The sequence below is a fragment of the Pseudomonas lyxosi genome, from assembly GCF_047758685.1.
GTDB classification, from domain to species: domain Bacteria; phylum Pseudomonadota; class Gammaproteobacteria; order Pseudomonadales; family Pseudomonadaceae; genus Aquipseudomonas; species Aquipseudomonas lyxosi.
Window position 1 is genome coordinate 6,365,527 of sequence record NZ_CP180481.1, and the last position, 16,714, is coordinate 6,382,240.

Consider the following 16,714-nt stretch of genomic DNA (forward strand, 5'->3'; position numbering starts at 1 on the left):
GTGATAACCCCTCTTTAAAACCCACAGAGTTCCCGCAACAACCCGGTATCCAGATGCTTCTCCACCAGATCCGCCAGCCGCTCGATATCGCGCTCACGCAACGCGTGATAATCCACGTCCTGCACAGCCTGCAAACCTGCCCAGCGCAACAGCGCACTGCACGCCGCGGGCGATTCAAACAGCCCATGCAGATAGGTGCCGAAAATCTGCCCGTCCACACTTTGCGCACCGTCGCAGCGACCGTCGTCCAGCTGCACCGCGGCGTTTTCCAGCGCCGGCCCGGTGGTCACCCCGGCATGAATTTCATAGCCGCTGACCGCCGCGTCTTCCAGTGCCAGACGCCCGCGCACATTGCGCAGTTGCTTCTCTTCTTCGAGCTGGGTTTCGAACGCCAGCAAGCCCAGACCGGCGCTGGAACCCGGTGCGCCTTCAAGGCCCAGCGGATCGTGTACCTGCTCGCCGAGCATTTGCAGACCGCCGCAAATCCCCAGTACTTTGCCGCCATAACGCAGATGACGACTGATCGCGATGTCCCAGCCATTGGCCCGCAGGTACGCGAGGTCGCTGCGCACGCTTTTCGAGCCGGGAAGAATGATCAGGTCCGCCGGCGGAATCGCCTGACCGGGGCCGACAAATTGCAGATCCACCTGCGGATGCAAGCGCAGCGGATCGAAGTCGGTGTGGTTGCTGATGCGCGGCAGCACCGGCACCAGCACTTTCAGCACCTGGTCGGCCTTGTCGGTCTGACGCTGATCGATGCCGTCCTCGGCTTCCAGGTGCAGGTCCATCACGTAAGGCAGAACGCCGATCACCGGTTTGCCGGTGCGCGCTTCCAGCCAGTCGAGCCCCGGTTGCAGCAAAGCGATATCGCCACGAAACCGGTTGATGATGAAGCCTTTGACCCGCGCCTGCTCGCTGGGTGACAGCAGTTCCAGCGTGCCCACCAGATGCGCAAAAACGCCGCCGCGATTGATGTCGGCGATCAACACCACCGGACAATCCACCGCCTCGGCAAAGCCCATGTTGGCGATGTCACCGGCACGCAGATTGATCTCGGCCGGCGAACCCGCGCCTTCGACCATGACCACTGGATACGCCGCGCTCAGCCGTTCATGGGAAGCCAGCACTGCTTGCATGGCGATGGCTTTGTAGTCGTGATACGCGACCGCGTTCATCGTCGTGACCGCGCGACCATGGATGATCACTTGGGCGCCGGTGTCGCTGTTGGGTTTGAGCAGCACCGGGTTCATGTCGGTGTGCGGCTCAAGGTTGGCGGCTTGAGCCTGCACCGCTTGCGCGCGACCGATCTCGCCACCGTCGGCGGTCACGGCACTGTTGAGCGCCATGTTCTGCGGCTTGAACGGCACGACGCTGACGCCCTGACGCGTGACCCAGCGGCACAACGCCGTCACCAGCGTGCTTTTACCGGCGTCGGAAGTGGTGCCTTGCACCATCAACGTAGTCATTGGGTTTCCTTGGCGTAGGCTTCGAACGCTTGCGCGAGACGTGTCCAGTCGGCTTCATCGGCGGGCAAGCCGAAACGCAGGCTGCTGTTGTTCGTGAACAACCGCAGCAGAATGCCGCGCCGGGCCATGAACTCATGCAGGGCTTCGGCGCGGTCGGTGATCAGCCATTGAAACAAGGCGCAGCCGCCCTGGGGCTTGAAGCCGTGCTGTTCAAGCAGCAGTGCCAGACGCTCACTGGCTTCATCAGCGCGAACCCGTTGCCGGGCATGCCCTTCGGTATCCCGCAGACAGGCCTGCCCCAACACCCTCGTCGGTCCGCTGACCGCCCACGGCCCCACTTGCTCGGCCAGCAACTTGAGCAACTTGCGCTCGGCCAGCACGAAACCCAGGCGCACACCGGCCAGGCCGAAAAACTTGCCGAAGGAACGCAGCACGATCAACCCGACCTGATTGGCAAAAGGTGCCAGGCTCAGCTGCGGTGTGTTGTCCATGAACGCCTCATCCACCACCAGCCAGCCACCGCGCTGGGTCAATCGCGAGTGCCAGTCGAGCAGACGACTCGGCGTCAGGCTCAGGCCAGTGGGATTGTTCGGGTTGACCACCACCAGCACGTCGAGGCTGTCGAGAAAGAAGTCGACTTCCTGCTCCAGCACTTCACGCACGATGTAGCCATTACGGCGCCACGCTTCGGCGTGTTCGGCGTAACACGGCGAGAGCACGCCGACCTTGCCGACCCGGCGCAAACGCGGCAGCAACTGGATCGCCATTTGCGAGCCGGCCACCGGCAGCACCTGAGCGGCACCGTAATAATCACAGGCCGCCTGCTCCAGACCGTCATCGGTTTCCGGCAAACGCGCCCAGGCCCGCAACGGAATCTCCGGGACCGGAAACGGCCAGGGTGCGAGGCCGCTGGACAGGTCGAGCCAATTGGCTTCGGCGATGCCGTAATCGAGCGCCGCCTTGCGTAACCGACCACCGTGCTCAAGCATAAAATTCAGCCCCCACGCAGAGGATCAGCAACCATAACCATACCCCGCGCTGGACCAATTGCCAGCCACGGTCGATGGAGTCGGCGTCCGCCGGCATGCCTTCGCCCAGTGGCGGACGCTGATGCAGTTCACCGTGATAAATCGCCGCCCCGCCCAACTCGACACCGAGCGCACCGGCACCGGCCGCCATCACCGGACCGGCATTCGGGCTGTCCCAGGTCGGCCCCTGGGTGCGCCAGCATTTCAGCGCCAGTCGGGTTTTGCCCAGCAGCGCGTAGGTCAATGCCACCAGGCGTGCAGGAATGTAGTTGAGGACGTCGTCGATCTTTGCCGCGGCCCAGCCGAAACGCTCGAAGCGTTCGTTGCGGTAACCCCACATCGCATCCAGCGTGTTGCTCAAACGGTAGAGCACCACGCCAGGCGCGCCGGCCACGGCAAACCAGAACAGCGCAGCGAATACCGCGTCGCTGCCGTTCTCCAGCACCGATTCTGTGGCGGCGCGGGCGACTTCGGTTTTATCCAGTTCGCTGGTCTGGCGGCTGACCAGATAACTGACACGTTTGCGCGCCTCGTCCAGATCATCGCTGCGCAGTGCCTTGGCCACCGGCTCGACGTGTTCACCGAGGCTGCGCATGCCGAGGGCGCAATAGAGCACGAGAATCTCGACGATCCAGCCGACATAGGGCGCCCAGGAAAACGCCGTGGCCAGCAAGGTCAACGGCAACACTGCAATCACCCAAGCGGTGACACCATGGCTACGCCAGCCACGACCTTCACCATTGAAACGTTGCTCGATGCGGTCGGCAAAACGGCCGAACGCCACCAGCGGATGCCAGCGTTTGGGTTCACCCAGCAGCGCATCCAGCGCAACCGCGGCGACACTCAACAACGCCACACTCATTGACTCACTCCCCAATAATTTTCATACAGCAGCTCACTGAGTGGACGCGCCTGCGCCCAGCCTTCGAGTACCAGCATCGGCGCCGGATAGAATTCCTTGACCGGGCCGAGACAAAGAACGGCCAACGGCTTGGCTCCGGCGGGCAAACCCAGCAAGTCCGCCAGTGCTTGCGGCTCGAACAGCGAGACCCAGCCCATGCCCAATCCTTCAGCGCGGGAGGCCAGCCAGAGGTTCTGGATCGCGCAGGACAGCGAGGCCATGTCCATTTCCGGCATCGTGCGACGGCCGAAAATGTGGCGCTCGCGATCGTCCATCAGCGCAGCGACCAACACCTCGGCGCAGTCGTTGATGCCTTCGACTTTCAGCTTCATGAATTCGTCAGTGCGCTCGCCGAGGGCTTCAGCGGTGCGGATGCGTTCTTCTTCCACCAACAACTGGATCTTGCCGCGCAAGGCTCGATCGCTGATGCGGATGAACCGCCAGGGCTGCATCAGGCCGACACTCGGTGCCTGATGCGCGGCTTCGAGCAGGCGCCGCAGTAGCTCGGGCTCGACGGTGCCGCCGCTGAAATGACGCATGTCGCGGCGTTCGCCGATAGCTCGGTAGACCGCCGCACGCTCAGCTTCGCTGAACGCTAGATCATCTGGGTTCATGGCTTGAACAACGCCGCCACCGCCTGGGGATTGGAAGGGAAATAAAAGTGCACGTAGGACGCGGTCATCCGCCCTTCGCGGTAAACCGCCTCTGCCCCTCGCCCACCGTTAGGGCTCAGGCCACGAGCAATCGGCTCAAGCTCGGTGCTGGTCAGCGAATGGTGATAGGTGTGCCCGCGCAACGAACCTTCCGGCAACTCGACCGCCTGCAACGCCAGCGCGGCCAAACGCTTTTGCATCACCGCATCACCGGCCAGCAAGCCGACCAATTCAGCGCGAGTGCCCTCGACATCGGTCAACGAATCGAGCAAATACAGCATGCCGCCGCACTCGGCCAACAACGGTTTCCCCGCCGCATGGTGAGCGCGGATTGCGGCCAGCATCGTGGTGTTCTGTGACAGCGCCACATGGTGCAATTCGGGATAACCGCCCGGCAGATAGAGGCTGTCTGCCTCCGGCAATTGCGTGTCACGGATCGGCGAGAAAAACAGCAACTCAGCGCCCATGGCGCGGAGCAGATCCAGGCTTGCGCCGTAAGTGAAGGCGAACGCTTCGTCACGGGCCACAGCAATCCGCACACCAGCCAGCAACGACTCGGCAGCGATCACATCAGGGGCGGCGAATTCCACCGCTGGTGGCAGCGCGACCTCGCAGCTGCTGGCCAGTGCATCGGCCGCCGCATCGAGGCGCAGATCGAGATCGTTCAACTCACTGGCCTGAACCAGACCGAGGTGTCGACTCGGCAATTCGATCCCGGTTTCCCGGGACAAGGCGCCGTACCAGCGCAAACCTTCAGTGAGGCTGCCTTCAAGTAATTGCGCATGACGCAGGGTGCCGACACGGTTGGCCAGCACACCGGCAAACGGCAAGTCCGGCTGATAACGCGCCAGCCCCAGGGCCAGTGCGCCAAAGGTCTGGGCCATGGCAGTGCCGTCGATCACACCGAGCACCGGCACACCGAAATGTCGTGCCAGATCAGCGCTGGACGGCGTGCCGTCGAACAGGCCCATGACGCCTTCGATGAGGATCAGATCGGCTTCGCCGGCGGCTTCCCACAACAGTCGACGGCTTTCCTGCTCGCCGACCATCCACATGTCCAGTTGATACACCGGCGCACCGCTGGCGCGCTCGAGAATCATCGGGTCGAGAAAATCCGGGCCGCATTTGAACACGCGCACCTTGCGCCCCTGATTGCGATGCAAACGGGCCAGCGCGGCGGTGACGGTGGTCTTGCCCTGACCGGAAGCCGGCGCGGCAATCAATACCGCCGGGCAATGACGATGGCTATTCATAAAGTGCAGCTCACAACTCGACGCCTTTTTGCGCTTTGATCCCGGCCTGGAATGCGTGCTTGATCACGCCCATTTCGGTGACGGTGTCGGCCAGTTCGATCATCTCCGGTTTCGCACCACGACCGGTGACCACCACGTGCTGCATTGGCGGACGGGCCTGCAAGTCGCTGAGCACTTGATCGAGATCCAGATAACCGTGCTTGAGCGCAATGTTCAATTCATCCAGCACCACCAGGCCGATCGACGGATCACGTAACAATTCGCGGGACACCGCCCACGCGGCTTCAGCGGCGGCGATGTCACGCTGGCGATCCTGGGTTTCCCAGGTGAAGCCCTCACCCATCACATGAAAACGCACCTGTTCCGGAAAGTGCCGGAAGAACAGTTCTTCGCCGGTGCTGCTGCGCCCTTTAATGAACTGCACCACGCCACACTGCATGCCGTGGCCCATGGACCGGGCGAGCATGCCGAAGGCCGAGCTGCTTTTGCCTTTGCCGTTGCCGGTCAGCACCAGCAGCAGGCCACATTCATTCGGGGAATTGGCGATGCGTTCGTCGATCACGGCTTTTTTGCGCAGCATGCGCGCCAGATGACGTTCGTCACGATCGGGGGTATCAGTCATGGGGGAGCTCTCCGTTGAGGCTGGATAACGGCGGGCAGGCACAAGAATAGACGGCAAAAAGCCTGGCATCGCCCACCGTGATGCCGCTGGATGGATCAGGCCGGTCTCCGGGCTCATGAGCGGCATTTTGCCTGACTGCGCGCCTTCCCATGTCATACGACACAGTGGCTAGGGCCTGTCATCAGCTTTTTCCTATACCGCGCCACAGCAGGCCCGGCCCTTCGGGTTGTGTCTGAAAGCGGACCAGACTGCGTTGCAGTCCTTGGCAAGGGAACAACCATTACCAGCGGACTGCGCCTTGCCTGGTCCGCTTTCAGACCTCAACGCGGTATAGGAAAAAACTGATGACAGGCCCTCGCGCAGTCTTCACTCATTTACCGTTGCGGGGGCAGCGCCGGGATCATGGCTCTTCGTCGCTTGAAGAGAGTCACTCACCGGCTTCCCTGTTTCACTCTGTCGACCAAGGTCACAGAGCACCTGAAACAAGCCGCGAAGGTTAGAGGGTTGGGGATGGAGCGTCAATTGAAGACGGGCGGCCTGCTAGCGAATAACTGCCGTCGATCAATTATCTGACGCCAATCTTGTGCCACACTCTCAGCAGTGATATCAAAGAGCCACAATCTCACAACACAATAACAAGGGTGAGCCACATGCAAGGCATGATCATCAGCAATCCGAAGCTGGAATTCCTGCGCCCGGTGCTGGAACGCTGGTTTGACTGTATCGACCGCTACAACGCCGTGCGCGGCGATAACGACACGCCTTACTGGTTCGACGAAAAAGCCAACCTGAGCCTGCTTTCCGCCGCGGCCTGGATGGCGGAAATGGTCACGCTGCAACAAACTCCAACCCGTAAACAGACCGAAGAAGGCGAACGCAATGGCCGCGCCGATCTGTTTATCGCGACCAGCGAAGAGCGCGCGTACCTTCAAGCCACTCAACGCTGGCCACGCGTCAACAGCCTGAACCTGACTCAAGCCTTGCAGGACATCACCAGCGATGCCAAACGCATCAGCTACGCCAGCGACCTGAAACTCGGCTGCCTGTTCGTCGCGCCACAAAAAGCTCAACAAAGCGCCACCCCGGAAGAACTCCAGGACATGGTCGACGACCTGCAAAAGGAACACACCTGCGCGGTGGCCTGGTACTTCCCCTACGCCTATCGCAAGTTGCGCAACGAAGCCGGCAACTATCACCCCGGCATTGCCGTGCTGTTCAAGGAAGCCCGCGGCTGACCGGTTGAACCATCGCGTACCTGTGCTTCTCTACTGATTAGGTCAATGCATTCATAGGGAAGATCAGCATGCGCAAGCCCCAGCTCGCTCTCGTTATCGTGCTCGCCGGAGGGCTTGCCGCCTGTGGTGAAACCGCCAGGCTGCAAGTCTCCGACGGCATCGGCCCATCGCCCAAGCTGCCAGAACCGAACAAAACCCTGATCCCGACGGTGAACATCGCCCCGGCGATCGGCTGGCCGGACGGCACGAAACCCATCGCCGCGACAGGGACTCAAGTCGCGGCTTTTGCCGAAGGTCTCGATCACCCGCGCTGGCTTTACGTGTTGCCCAACGGCGACGTGCTGGTGGCCGAAACCAACGCACCACCCAAACCCGATGACGGCAAAGGCATTCGCGGTTGGGTCATGGGAAAAGTCATGGGCCGTGCCGGCGCCAAAGTGCCGAGCCCGAATCGCATCACGCTGCTGCGGGACAAGGACCACGACGGCATCGCCGAAACCCGCACGGTGTTCCTGGAAAACCTCAACTCACCCTTCGGCATGACCCTGGTCGGCAATGACCTGTACGTCGCCGACTCGGATCGCTTGCTGCGCTTCCACTATGAAAACGGCGAGACGGCGATCAAGTCGCAGCCGATGAAGGTGATCGACCTGCCGGGCGGTACGCTGAATCACCACTGGACCAAAAACGTCATCGTCAGCAAGGACGGCAGCAAGCTGTACGTCACGGTGGGTTCCAACAGTAACGTTGCGGAAAACGGCATGGACAAGGAAGAAGGTCGCGCGGCGATCTGGGAAGTGGATCGCGCCACCGGCAACCATCGGATCTTCGCCTCGGGGATTCGCAATCCAAACGGGCTAGCCTGGGAACCTCGGAGCGGCGCATTGTGGACAGCGGTCAACGAGCGCGACGAGATCGGAAGTGATCTGGTGCCGGACTACATCACCTCAGTGAAGGACGGCGGGTTCTACGGCTGGCCTTACAGTTATTACGGTCAGCACGTCGACATCCGCGTCGAGCCGCAAAACCCCGAGCTGGTGGCCAAGGCCATTGCGCCGGACTACGCGCTCGGGCCGCATACCGCATCGTTGGGCCTGACGTTCGCTGAAGGCAACAAGCTGCCGGCGCAGTTCAAGGAAGGGGCATTCGTCGGCCAGCATGGCTCGTGGAACCGTAAACCACACAGTGGCTACAAAGTGATTTTTGTACCGTTCGCGGGAGGCAAACCGACTGGGCAACCGATCGATGTGCTCACAGGTTTCCTCAACGCAGATGAGAAAGCCATGGGCCGGCCAGTGGGCGTGGTGATTGATCAGCAAGGGGATTTGTTGGTGGCGGATGACGTGGGCAATAAGGTGTGGCGCGTATCGGCGGCCAAGTAAACGCTTAGCGCTTGCGGCACAGCGTTAACCCATCACCCAACGGCAACAGCGACAGATCCACACGCGAGTCATCCTTCAAGGCGCGATTGAGCGCCTGGATGGCTCGGGTGTCTTCACTTTCGGGATTGTCCTCAAGCACCCGGCCACTCCACAGTGTGTTATCGAACACCGCCAGACCGCCGACGCGCAGCAGACGCAATGCGTGCTCCAGATAGCGTGGGTAGTTGGCTTTGTCGGCATCGATGAAGATCAGGTCGAATGGCTCTTGCTGATTCAGCTGAGCCAAGGTTTCCAGCGCGGGCGCCAGACGCAGATCGATCCGCTCGGCAAGCCCCGCTTCCTGCCAGTAACGCCGTGCAGTGGTGTTGTAGTCGCCGGGTATGTCACAGCAGATCAGAGAACCGTCATCCGGCAATGCAGCCGCCATGCACAAGGCGCTGTAACCGGTGAAGGTGCCCACTTCCAGCAGACGCTTGGCGCCGGTGAGCTTCACCAATAGCGCGAGGAACTGACCTTGCTCGGGCGCCACCTGCCAGCGAGCCATGGGCAGCGCTTGGGTTTCGTCACGCAAACGCTTGAGTAGCGGCGTTTCGCGCAGGGAAACGTCGAGCAGGTATTGATACAGGGAATCGTCGAGATTGAGTGTGCGAGCGGTCATGACAACCTCTGCAATTTAGGGGTTGCGTGCCAAGTGCTCAGGTTGCAAGACGCGCTTGGCACTCAGATAGGCTTTCTGCCAGTAAGCTTTGGACAAACTGTCGAGCTTCACCGTGCCGCCGGTGGCGGGCGCATGGACGAAGCGACCTTCGCCGACGTAGATCCCGGCGTGGCTGACCTGAGAACCGCCATTGGTGGCGAAGAAGATCAGGTCGCCGGTTTGCAGACCTTCCTTGCCCACGCTGGCCGCCTGCATGCTGATCATCTCGCGCGTGGTACGCGGCAGAGAAATGCCGGCGACGTCACGGTAGACATAACCGATCAGCCCGCTGCAATCGAAACCCGAATCCGGCGTGTTACCACCCCAGCGATACGGTGTGCCCACCAGGCCGAGCGCGCGGAACAAGACGTCTTCTGCCTCAGGGGAGAATGCTTGGGAGGAACTGAAAATAATGGGAGCGCGAACCACCGGCGAAGGTGGCGGTGTACGGCTGGCGCAGGCGCTGAGCAGCGCTGCGAAGAACATGATTGCGAGGCGGGCCGACGTCGACATATGCAGAGCATCCTGATCTGGCTGCGGCTTTTTCTGCAGGGGGCGCAGAAAAGAAAACCGCCTGCGCAGGACGCAGGCGGTTTGCCATCAATAATAGATCAGGATTCTAGCTGCTACGTGGCAAACTTCAAGTAAGACTTTAAGTTCACCTTACAAAAAGTCCGCTTACTTGCGAGCCGTGACGATCGTCGGTGCCATCGCCAGTGCGCGCTTGGCTTCGATGAAGGTTTTGCTCCAGTAGCTGTCGCCCAGGCTATCGATCCGGACACCACCGCTGCGGCGGCTGCTGGAATGGATGAACTGGTTGTCACCCAGGTAGATCCCGGCGTGACTGACGCGGCCGCGACGGCCATTGGTGGCGAAAAACAGCAAGTCGCCCGGCTCCAGTTTGCTGCGAGAAACCAGCGGAGCGTCGACGTTGATCATTTCGCGAGTGGAACGTGGCAGGTTCAGGCCGGCTTCTTCACGAAACAGGTAACCGATGAAGCCGCTGCAATCAAAGCCAGCTTCGGAGGTGCCGCCGAAACGGTAACGGGTACCGATCAGGGACATGCCGCGTTCGAGGATGCTGTCAGCCAGAACCGGAAGCTGGTACGACTTGCCGCCGGCGAAGTCTGCCAGTTCTTTTTCGGTGGCCGCCTCTTCCTGGAAAAGAGCTTGCTGATAAAGAGCGGAAGATTGGGCAGTAGCAGAATTTTTAACCTGCTGTTGTTGCTCTTGCTGGGACACTGGAGAGTGGGCAGCGCAACCGAACAACAGGGTGACGAGTGCGAGGGGCACGAGGGGTGCAAAGCGATTTAGCATGGGCACGACCGTGGCTGATAGTTCTAAAGAAGCCGAGACTATGCCTACTATCATCCTCATTTGCAAATTCAATCGAACTTTATGTGACTTCTTGGTTTCGCGTTTACATCTAAGCGCTTAAGCCCGTTTTAGACACTCGCGCAGCCTGCAACCCTGTAGGAAAGCGGATTTCTTGACGCCTGAAATATGCCAAAACCCGCTACAGGCCTTGGCTTTACCAGCCTAGCGTTTCTTTCAGAAAGGGAATTGTCAGCTTGCGCTGAGCTTGAAGGGAAGCCTGATCGAGACGCTCAAGCAGCTCGAAAAGTGCACTCATGCTGCGCGTACCGCGGGTCAAAATAAAATGCCCGACTTCATCGGTCAGGTGCAGACCGCGACGAGAGGCGCGCAGTTGCAAGGCACGCAACTTGTCTTCGTCGGAGAGTGGACGCATCTGAAAGATCAGCGCCAACGTCAGTCGGGATTTGAGGTCCGCCAGCTTCACCGGCAGTTCACGCGGGGATGTCGAAGCGGCAATCAGCAGGCGTCGACCGCTGTCACGCAAACGGTTGAACAGATGGAACAACGCCTCTTCCCAATCCGCCCGACCGGCCACCGCCTGCAAATCATCCAGGCAGACCAGTTCGTACTGTTCGAGGTTGTCGAGGATGGCGATGCCGCGATCAAGCAGTTCGGCCAACGGCAAATACACCGCCGGCTCACCCAGTTGCTCGAAGCGCAGGCAGGCCGCCTGCAACAAGTGCGTACGCCCTACCCCGTCCTTGCCCCAGAGATAAATCAGGCTTTCGGTCCAGCCGGCGTCGGCTTCGCATAGCCGCTCGACATAGCCGAGTGCAGCGGCATTGGCGCCTGGGTAGTAATTGATAAAGGTAGCGTCATCACGCAGACGCACACCTAGGGGCAGCTGAATCGGTTTCATGCTGACTGAACAGTTCCAAAGGAACCGTTAGTGGCCTCTGTGTAAAGTTTGCGAAGTTTATACCCGTGAGGCGGGTCGCACAATGCGACAGACCACAAGCAAAATCAAAGGTTTGCGTTAACGCACTGGTTTTATGACAGTTTCTTTGGCGGCGCATGTGACAGCCGCGCGAGGGATTCGGGTCAACCTGGCAATGAACCAGGCTGCCCGCCATGCTTGATCAGGCCCTCTTAAATCTCTGGCTCATCACCACCGCTGTACATATCCGAATCTTTATACAAATCATGCACATGGCGCACCAGCACCATGATCACCGCCGCCACTGGCAGCGCCAGCAGCACACCGGTAAAACCGAACAGCTCGCCCCCCGCCAGAATCGCGAAGATCACCGCCACCGGGTGTAGACCGATCTTGTCCCCCACCAACAATGGCGTCAGCACCATGCCTTCCAGCGCCTGCCCCACCATGAACACCGCGACGATACCGAACATGGGATACAGATCGCCGCCGAACTGGAACAGACCGGCAATCAAGGCCGCGCCAATCCCGATGACAAACCCCATGTACGGCACGATCGCCGCCAGACCGGCGATCAAACCGATCAACAGCCCCAGCTCCAGCCCTACCAGCATCAAGCCGGCCGCGTAGATCACACCCAACGCCACCATTACCAGCAACTGCCCGCGCACGAATGCACCCAGCACTTCATGGCATTCACCCGCCAGGATCACAACGCGCTCTTCGCGATCACGGGGCAGCAGGCTGCGGATCTTGGCCATCATCAGGTCCCAGTCCCGCAGCAAATAGAAGACCACCACCGGGATCAGCACCAGATTCGCCAGCAAGCCAATCAATGCGAGGCCGGAGGCCGTCGCCTGACTCAGAACGACCCCGACAATGTCAGTGGTCTGGCCCATGTGCTCACTGATCGCAGCCTTGAGCTTGTCGAACTTCCAGAAATTATCCGACAGTCCGAATTTCGATTGCGCCCACGGCAGTGCGGTGTGCTGCAACCAATCGAGCATCTGCGGCGTCAGTTCGTACAAACGAAACAACTGCTTGGCGAGCATCGGCACCAACACCAACAGCAGTGTCGTGAAGATCAAGGTAAACAGCGCAAACACCGCCACCACGCCCCAAGTCCGAGACAGACCGGCCTTCTCCAGCCGATCCACCAGCGGGTCGAACAGATAGGCCAGCAGCAACGCGATCAGGAACGGGGTCAGAATCGGATGCAACAACCAGACAAACACGCAGAGCAGAACCACCCCACCCAACCAGAACCAACGCCGCGTATCGGCCATGTACCACTCCATATGCATCTATATAAAGAAAGAAAACCTTACCAACGGAATCGCAACTGCGGCACAGGTGCCGGAGTCGGCGCTACTACCGGTGCCGAACCCTCGGCCGGTTGAACCGGTGCGACTGGCGCCGGCGCTTCACCGGCCGGAACCTCCTGCAACTTCGCCAGTGACAATTGCGCCCTCAACTGTTCGGCGCTGCCATTGACCCGATAGAGAATCCGGTCGCCGTCGACACTCTGCAGACGCGCACCAAACGGTTCCAGCAAACGCCCAAGCGCCGCGTAATGTTCCAGATTCATGCCCTGCACTTCGAGCAATTGTTCGCCCGAAGCACCCGGCTTGACGACAAACCGCGGCGCCAGCCGCTGATTGACCGCCAGCATCACCGCATCGGCCACCGCGGCCTGATCCGCGCCCTGCACGCTGCCTGCCTCCTTCTTGTCGCCGAGCCACAAATGCCACTTGGCCTGCCACTGCCCGCCCTCTTCACGGGCATGCACCGCGAGCAAGGCGTCAGCGTTGTAACGCTCCGATACCCCGCGCAGTGGCGTCGCGTCCGTACCTTCCAGATTCGGTGCCGTGGCGACGATCTGCTCACTCAGATCGGCCAGCGGCAGGCGCAGCGGCAAACCACGGTGTTGCGCGGCTCGACGCAGCGGTGCAGCACTGGCCTGGCCATCGCCGACCAGGCTCGAACCCTCGGTAGAGTCGTTCAACCACCAGCCAAGGATCGAAGGCCGGTTCGCCCCCCACAACGACAGCCCGGCACGGCGCAACGCTTGCTCGGTGGTGGCCGGGTCGAAATCGACCTTCAGCACTTCCGGCGGGCCAGCGTCAAAACCGTACTGACTGATGATTTGCTGCGGGTCTTTGCGCAATGCCGCCAACCCGGGGCTTTGTGCAGCCTTGGGATCGCCGGTCAGACGCAATACCAGCGTGTCCAGCGCGCGCTGGGTCGCTTGATCGCGCTCCTCGGTCGACTGGCTGCTGACAGGCTCGCGCACTTGATAAAGGCCTTTGACGGTTTCGGCATGACTCGCCAGGCTGACCAATGACATACAGCCTGCAAACAAAAATCTAGAAAAAAAACGCATGGAGGATTCCTGACGACAAGAGCGGCTGGAACAGGCCGCGTGAACCGGATTGAGCAAGGCTGTGACCACGCCCCCACGCAAAACATTCACCTGACCCTGGTAAGTTTTTGCACTGTGCTAACGATAGACGGTTAATAGCGATACCTTATACAGCCATGAAGGATGCAGCCAACACGGGCAATGAAGGTTTTTTTAAGCGGATATGCCCCTGCCGTCGGCCTGAGGATGGCCGCTGCCTCTCAAGCCTGATAAAATCGCGCGCCTTCGCAGACCGGCAACAGCCGGGCACCCTGAAATTCGCGGATGGCAATCGCCTTCGTCAGTTTCGGTGGTCCCACTGGACTCGGTCGTTACCCCTGAATCCCCCCTAAAGGCCTGGATCATGAGCAAGCAACCCTCCCTGAGCTACAAGGACGCCGGTGTAGACATCGACGCCGGTGAAGCATTGGTCGAACGCATCAAGAGCGTCGCCAAGCGCACTGCGCGCCCGGAAGTCATGGGCGGCCTGGGCGGTTTCGGCGCCCTCTGCGAAATCCCGGCCGGCTACAAACAGCCCGTGCTGGTTTCCGGTACTGACGGCGTTGGCACCAAGCTGCGCCTGGCACTGAACCTGAACAAGCACGACAGCATCGGCATCGACCTGGTTGCCATGTGCGTGAACGACCTGGTGGTCTGCGGCGCCGAGCCGCTGTTCTTCCTCGACTACTATGCCACCGGCAAACTCAACGTCGAAACCGCGACCCAGGTCGTGACCGGCATTGGCGCTGGCTGTGAATTGTCCGGCTGCTCCCTGGTTGGCGGCGAAACCGCTGAAATGCCAGGCATGTACGAAGGCGAAGACTACGACCTGGCTGGCTTCTGCGTCGGCGTCGTGGAAAAATCCGAAATCATCGACGGCTCCAAAGTCGCTGCCGGCGATGCCCTGCTCGCCCTGCCGTCTTCCGGCCCGCACTCCAACGGCTACTCGCTGATCCGCAAGATCATCGAAGTGTCCGGTGCCGACATCGAAAACATCCAGCTCGACGGCAAACCGCTGACCGACCTGCTGATGGCCCCGACCCGTATCTACGTGAAGCCGCTGCTCAAGCTGATCAAGGAAACCGGCGCCGTCAAAGCCATGGCCCACATCACCGGTGGTGGCCTGCTGGACAACATCCCGCGCGTTCTGCCAAAAGGCGCACAAGCCGTGGTTGACGTTGCGAGCTGGACCCGTCCTGCCGTGTTCGACTGGCTGCAAGAGAAAGGCAACGTCGACGAAAACGAAATGCACCGCGTGCTGAACTGCGGCGTGGGCATGGTTATCTGCGTCGCTCAAGAGCACGTCGAAACCGCGCTGAACGTCCTGCGCGAAGCCGGCGAGCAGCCTTGGGTCATCGGTCAGATCTCCACCGCTGCCGAAGGCGCGGCTCAGGTTGAACTGAAGAACCTCAAGGCTCATTGATGTCCCAGACCTGTGATGTGGTGGTGCTGTTGTCCGGCACCGGCAGTAACTTGCAGGCCTTGATCGACAGCACGCGGACCGGCGACAGCCCGGCCCGCATCGCTGCGGTGATTTCCAACCGCGCCGACGCCTACGGCCTGCAACGCGCCAGGGACGCGGGTATCGACACCCGCACCCTGGATCACAAGGCTTTCGAAGGCCGCGAGGCCTTCGATGCCGCGCTGATCGAACAGATCGACGCGTTCAACCCCAAACTCGTGGTACTGGCCGGCTTCATGCGCATTCTCAGCGCTGACTTCGTGCGCCACTACGCGGGTCGCCTGCTCAACATCCACCCCTCGCTGCTGCCCAAATACAAAGGGTTACACACTCATCAGCGCGCGCTGGAGGCCGGCGACACCGAGCACGGCTGCTCCGTGCACTTTGTCACCGAGGAACTCGATGGCGGACCACTGGTCGTACAGGCAGTAATACCGGTAGAGTTGCACGATTCGCCGCAGAGTCTGGCGCAGCGGGTTCATACCCAGGAACACCTGATTTACCCGCTGGCTGTACGCTGGTTTGCCGAAGGTCGTTTATCACTCGGCGAGCAAGGTGCTTTACTGGATGGAAAGTTACTCGCGGCCAGCGGCCACTTGATTCGAACCTAGGAGATTTTATGCGTCGCGCCCTGCTCTTCGCTTGCGCTCTGCTCGCACTGCCATTTGCGCAGGCTGCAGAACTTCAACCTTTCTCCGCCAGCTACACCGCTGACTGGAAGCAGTTGCCCATGAGCGGCACCGCTGAACGCAGCCTGACCAAGCAAGCCAACGGCGCCTGGAAGCTCAGCTTCAAGGCCTCGATGATGATCGCCAGCCTGACCGAAGAAAGCACCCTGACGCTGGACAAGGACACCTTGCTACCGCAGTCCTACCACTTCGAACGTGGCGGCCTGGGTAAAGCCAAGAAGGCTGACCTGGATTTCGACTGGACCAACAAAATGGTCACCGGCACCGATCGCGGTGACCCGGTCAAGATCCCGCTCAACCGCGGCATGGTCGACAAATCCACTTATCAGCTGGCCCTGCAGCACGACGTGGCCGCTGGCAAGAAAAGCATGAGCTATCAAGTTGTCGACGATGGTGAAGTCGATACCTATGATTTCCGCGTGCTGGGTTCGGAAAAGGTCGACACCAAGGCCGGCCAGATCGATGCAATCAAGGTCGAGCGCGTGCGCGACCCGACGCAAAGCAAGCGCATCACCGTCCTGTGGTTCGCCAAGGACTGGGATTACCTGCTGGTTCGTCTGCAACAGGTTGAAACCGACGGTAAGGAGTACAACATCATGCTCCTCGACGGTACGGTCAACGGCAAGGCTGTCAAAGGCAGCTGATCCGGCTCGACACAAAAATCCGGAATC

At 60.6% G+C, this 16,714-nt stretch carries 17 protein-coding genes and 1 riboswitch; of the genes, 5 read left to right on the forward strand and 12 right to left on the reverse strand.

Features of this window, described 5'->3' with window-relative positions; translation table 11 throughout:
* Window positions 1–14: 14 nt before the first annotated feature.
* From ACMXYI_RS29185 to cobO, 6 genes are read right to left on the reverse strand one after another with little or no spacing between them, the layout of a single operon-like run.
* A complete protein-coding gene (locus ACMXYI_RS29185; RefSeq protein ID WP_415770504.1) occupies window positions 15–1,466 on the reverse strand; it encodes a cobyric acid synthase in 1,452 nt (483 codons plus the stop codon).
* The gene (cobD, locus tag ACMXYI_RS29190) at window positions 1,463–2,455 is read right to left on the reverse strand and encodes a threonine-phosphate decarboxylase CobD (RefSeq protein WP_415770506.1); all 993 of its coding nucleotides are present in this window, start codon (window positions 2,453–2,455) and stop codon (window positions 1,463–1,465) included. The genes ACMXYI_RS29185 and cobD overlap by 4 nt, the downstream gene beginning before the upstream one ends.
* Window positions 2,448–3,356, reverse strand: coding sequence for an adenosylcobinamide-phosphate synthase CbiB (gene cbiB, locus ACMXYI_RS29195; protein WP_282479746.1), 909 nt, complete (start codon window positions 3,354–3,356; stop codon window positions 2,448–2,450). The genes cobD and cbiB overlap by 8 nt, the downstream gene beginning before the upstream one ends.
* Window positions 3,353–4,009, reverse strand: coding sequence for a 5,6-dimethylbenzimidazole synthase (gene bluB / locus ACMXYI_RS29200; RefSeq protein WP_415770508.1), 657 nt, complete (start codon window positions 4,007–4,009; stop codon window positions 3,353–3,355). Before bluB ends, cbiB begins: the two co-directional genes overlap by 4 nt.
* The gene (locus tag ACMXYI_RS29205; protein ID WP_415770509.1) at window positions 4,006–5,301 is read right to left on the reverse strand and encodes a cobyrinate a,c-diamide synthase; all 1,296 of its coding nucleotides are present in this window, start codon (window positions 5,299–5,301) and stop codon (window positions 4,006–4,008) included. Before ACMXYI_RS29205 ends, bluB begins: the two co-directional genes overlap by 4 nt.
* A 10-nt stretch (window positions 5,302–5,311) precedes the next feature.
* A complete protein-coding gene (cobO, locus tag ACMXYI_RS29210; protein WP_415770511.1) occupies window positions 5,312–5,923 on the reverse strand; it encodes a cob(I)yrinic acid a,c-diamide adenosyltransferase in 612 nt (203 codons plus the stop codon).
* A 333-nt stretch (window positions 5,924–6,256) separates the two neighbouring features.
* Window positions 6,257–6,419, reverse strand: a riboswitch (cobalamin riboswitch).
* A gap of 154 nt (window positions 6,420–6,573) precedes the next feature.
* On the opposite strand from cobO, the gene ACMXYI_RS29215 reads away from it, so the two are divergent.
* Window positions 6,574–7,158, forward strand: a complete 585-nt coding sequence (locus ACMXYI_RS29215; RefSeq protein ID WP_309678127.1) for a hypothetical protein — start codon at window positions 6,574–6,576, stop codon at window positions 7,156–7,158.
* Window positions 7,159–7,226: 68 nt separating this feature from the next.
* Complete coding sequence (locus ACMXYI_RS29220) at window positions 7,227–8,540, forward strand: PQQ-dependent sugar dehydrogenase (RefSeq protein ID WP_415770512.1); 1,314 nt, start codon at window positions 7,227–7,229, stop codon at window positions 8,538–8,540.
* Window positions 8,541–8,544: 4 nt separating this feature from the next.
* Here the strand turns inward: ACMXYI_RS29220 and ACMXYI_RS29225 are convergent, their stop codons facing one another.
* From ACMXYI_RS29225 to ACMXYI_RS29250, 6 genes are all read right to left on the reverse strand, one after another.
* Window positions 8,545–9,198 carry an O-methyltransferase gene (locus ACMXYI_RS29225; protein WP_415770514.1) on the reverse strand — a complete coding sequence of 218 codons (654 nt, stop codon included), beginning with the start codon at window positions 9,196–9,198 and terminating at the stop codon, window positions 8,545–8,547.
* A gap of 15 nt (window positions 9,199–9,213) precedes the next feature.
* Window positions 9,214–9,750, reverse strand: a complete 537-nt coding sequence (locus ACMXYI_RS29230) for a C40 family peptidase (protein WP_415770516.1) — start codon at window positions 9,748–9,750, stop codon at window positions 9,214–9,216.
* 165 nt (window positions 9,751–9,915) lie between these two features.
* Window positions 9,916–10,554 carry a C40 family peptidase gene (locus ACMXYI_RS29235; RefSeq protein ID WP_415770518.1) on the reverse strand — a complete coding sequence of 213 codons (639 nt, stop codon included), beginning with the start codon at window positions 10,552–10,554 and terminating at the stop codon, window positions 9,916–9,918.
* 214 nt (window positions 10,555–10,768) lie between these two features.
* Window positions 10,769–11,473, reverse strand: a complete 705-nt coding sequence (hda, locus tag ACMXYI_RS29240; RefSeq protein WP_008148645.1) for a DnaA regulatory inactivator Hda — start codon at window positions 11,471–11,473, stop codon at window positions 10,769–10,771.
* Between the two features lie 230 nt (window positions 11,474–11,703).
* Window positions 11,704–12,777, reverse strand: a complete 1,074-nt coding sequence (locus ACMXYI_RS29245) for an AI-2E family transporter (RefSeq protein WP_415770519.1) — start codon at window positions 12,775–12,777, stop codon at window positions 11,704–11,706.
* A gap of 38 nt (window positions 12,778–12,815) precedes the next feature.
* Window positions 12,816–13,874 carry a DUF2066 domain-containing protein gene (locus ACMXYI_RS29250; protein WP_415770520.1) on the reverse strand — a complete coding sequence of 353 codons (1,059 nt, stop codon included), beginning with the start codon at window positions 13,872–13,874 and terminating at the stop codon, window positions 12,816–12,818.
* Window positions 13,875–14,256: 382 nt separating this feature from the next.
* Between ACMXYI_RS29250 and purM the strand changes: the two genes are divergently transcribed.
* From purM to ACMXYI_RS29265, 3 genes are read left to right on the forward strand one after another with little or no spacing between them, the layout of a single operon-like run.
* Window positions 14,257–15,315: a phosphoribosylformylglycinamidine cyclo-ligase gene (purM, locus tag ACMXYI_RS29255; RefSeq protein WP_008148639.1), complete on the forward strand. Its 1,059-nt coding sequence runs from the start codon at window positions 14,257–14,259 to the stop codon at window positions 15,313–15,315.
* The gene (purN, locus tag ACMXYI_RS29260; RefSeq protein WP_008148637.1) at window positions 15,315–15,965 is read left to right on the forward strand and encodes a phosphoribosylglycinamide formyltransferase; all 651 of its coding nucleotides are present in this window, start codon (window positions 15,315–15,317) and stop codon (window positions 15,963–15,965) included. The genes purM and purN overlap by 1 nt, the downstream gene beginning before the upstream one ends.
* An 8-nt stretch (window positions 15,966–15,973) precedes the next feature.
* Window positions 15,974–16,687, forward strand: coding sequence for a DUF3108 domain-containing protein (locus ACMXYI_RS29265; RefSeq protein ID WP_056744016.1), 714 nt, complete (start codon window positions 15,974–15,976; stop codon window positions 16,685–16,687).
* Window positions 16,688–16,714 lie beyond the last annotated feature (27 nt).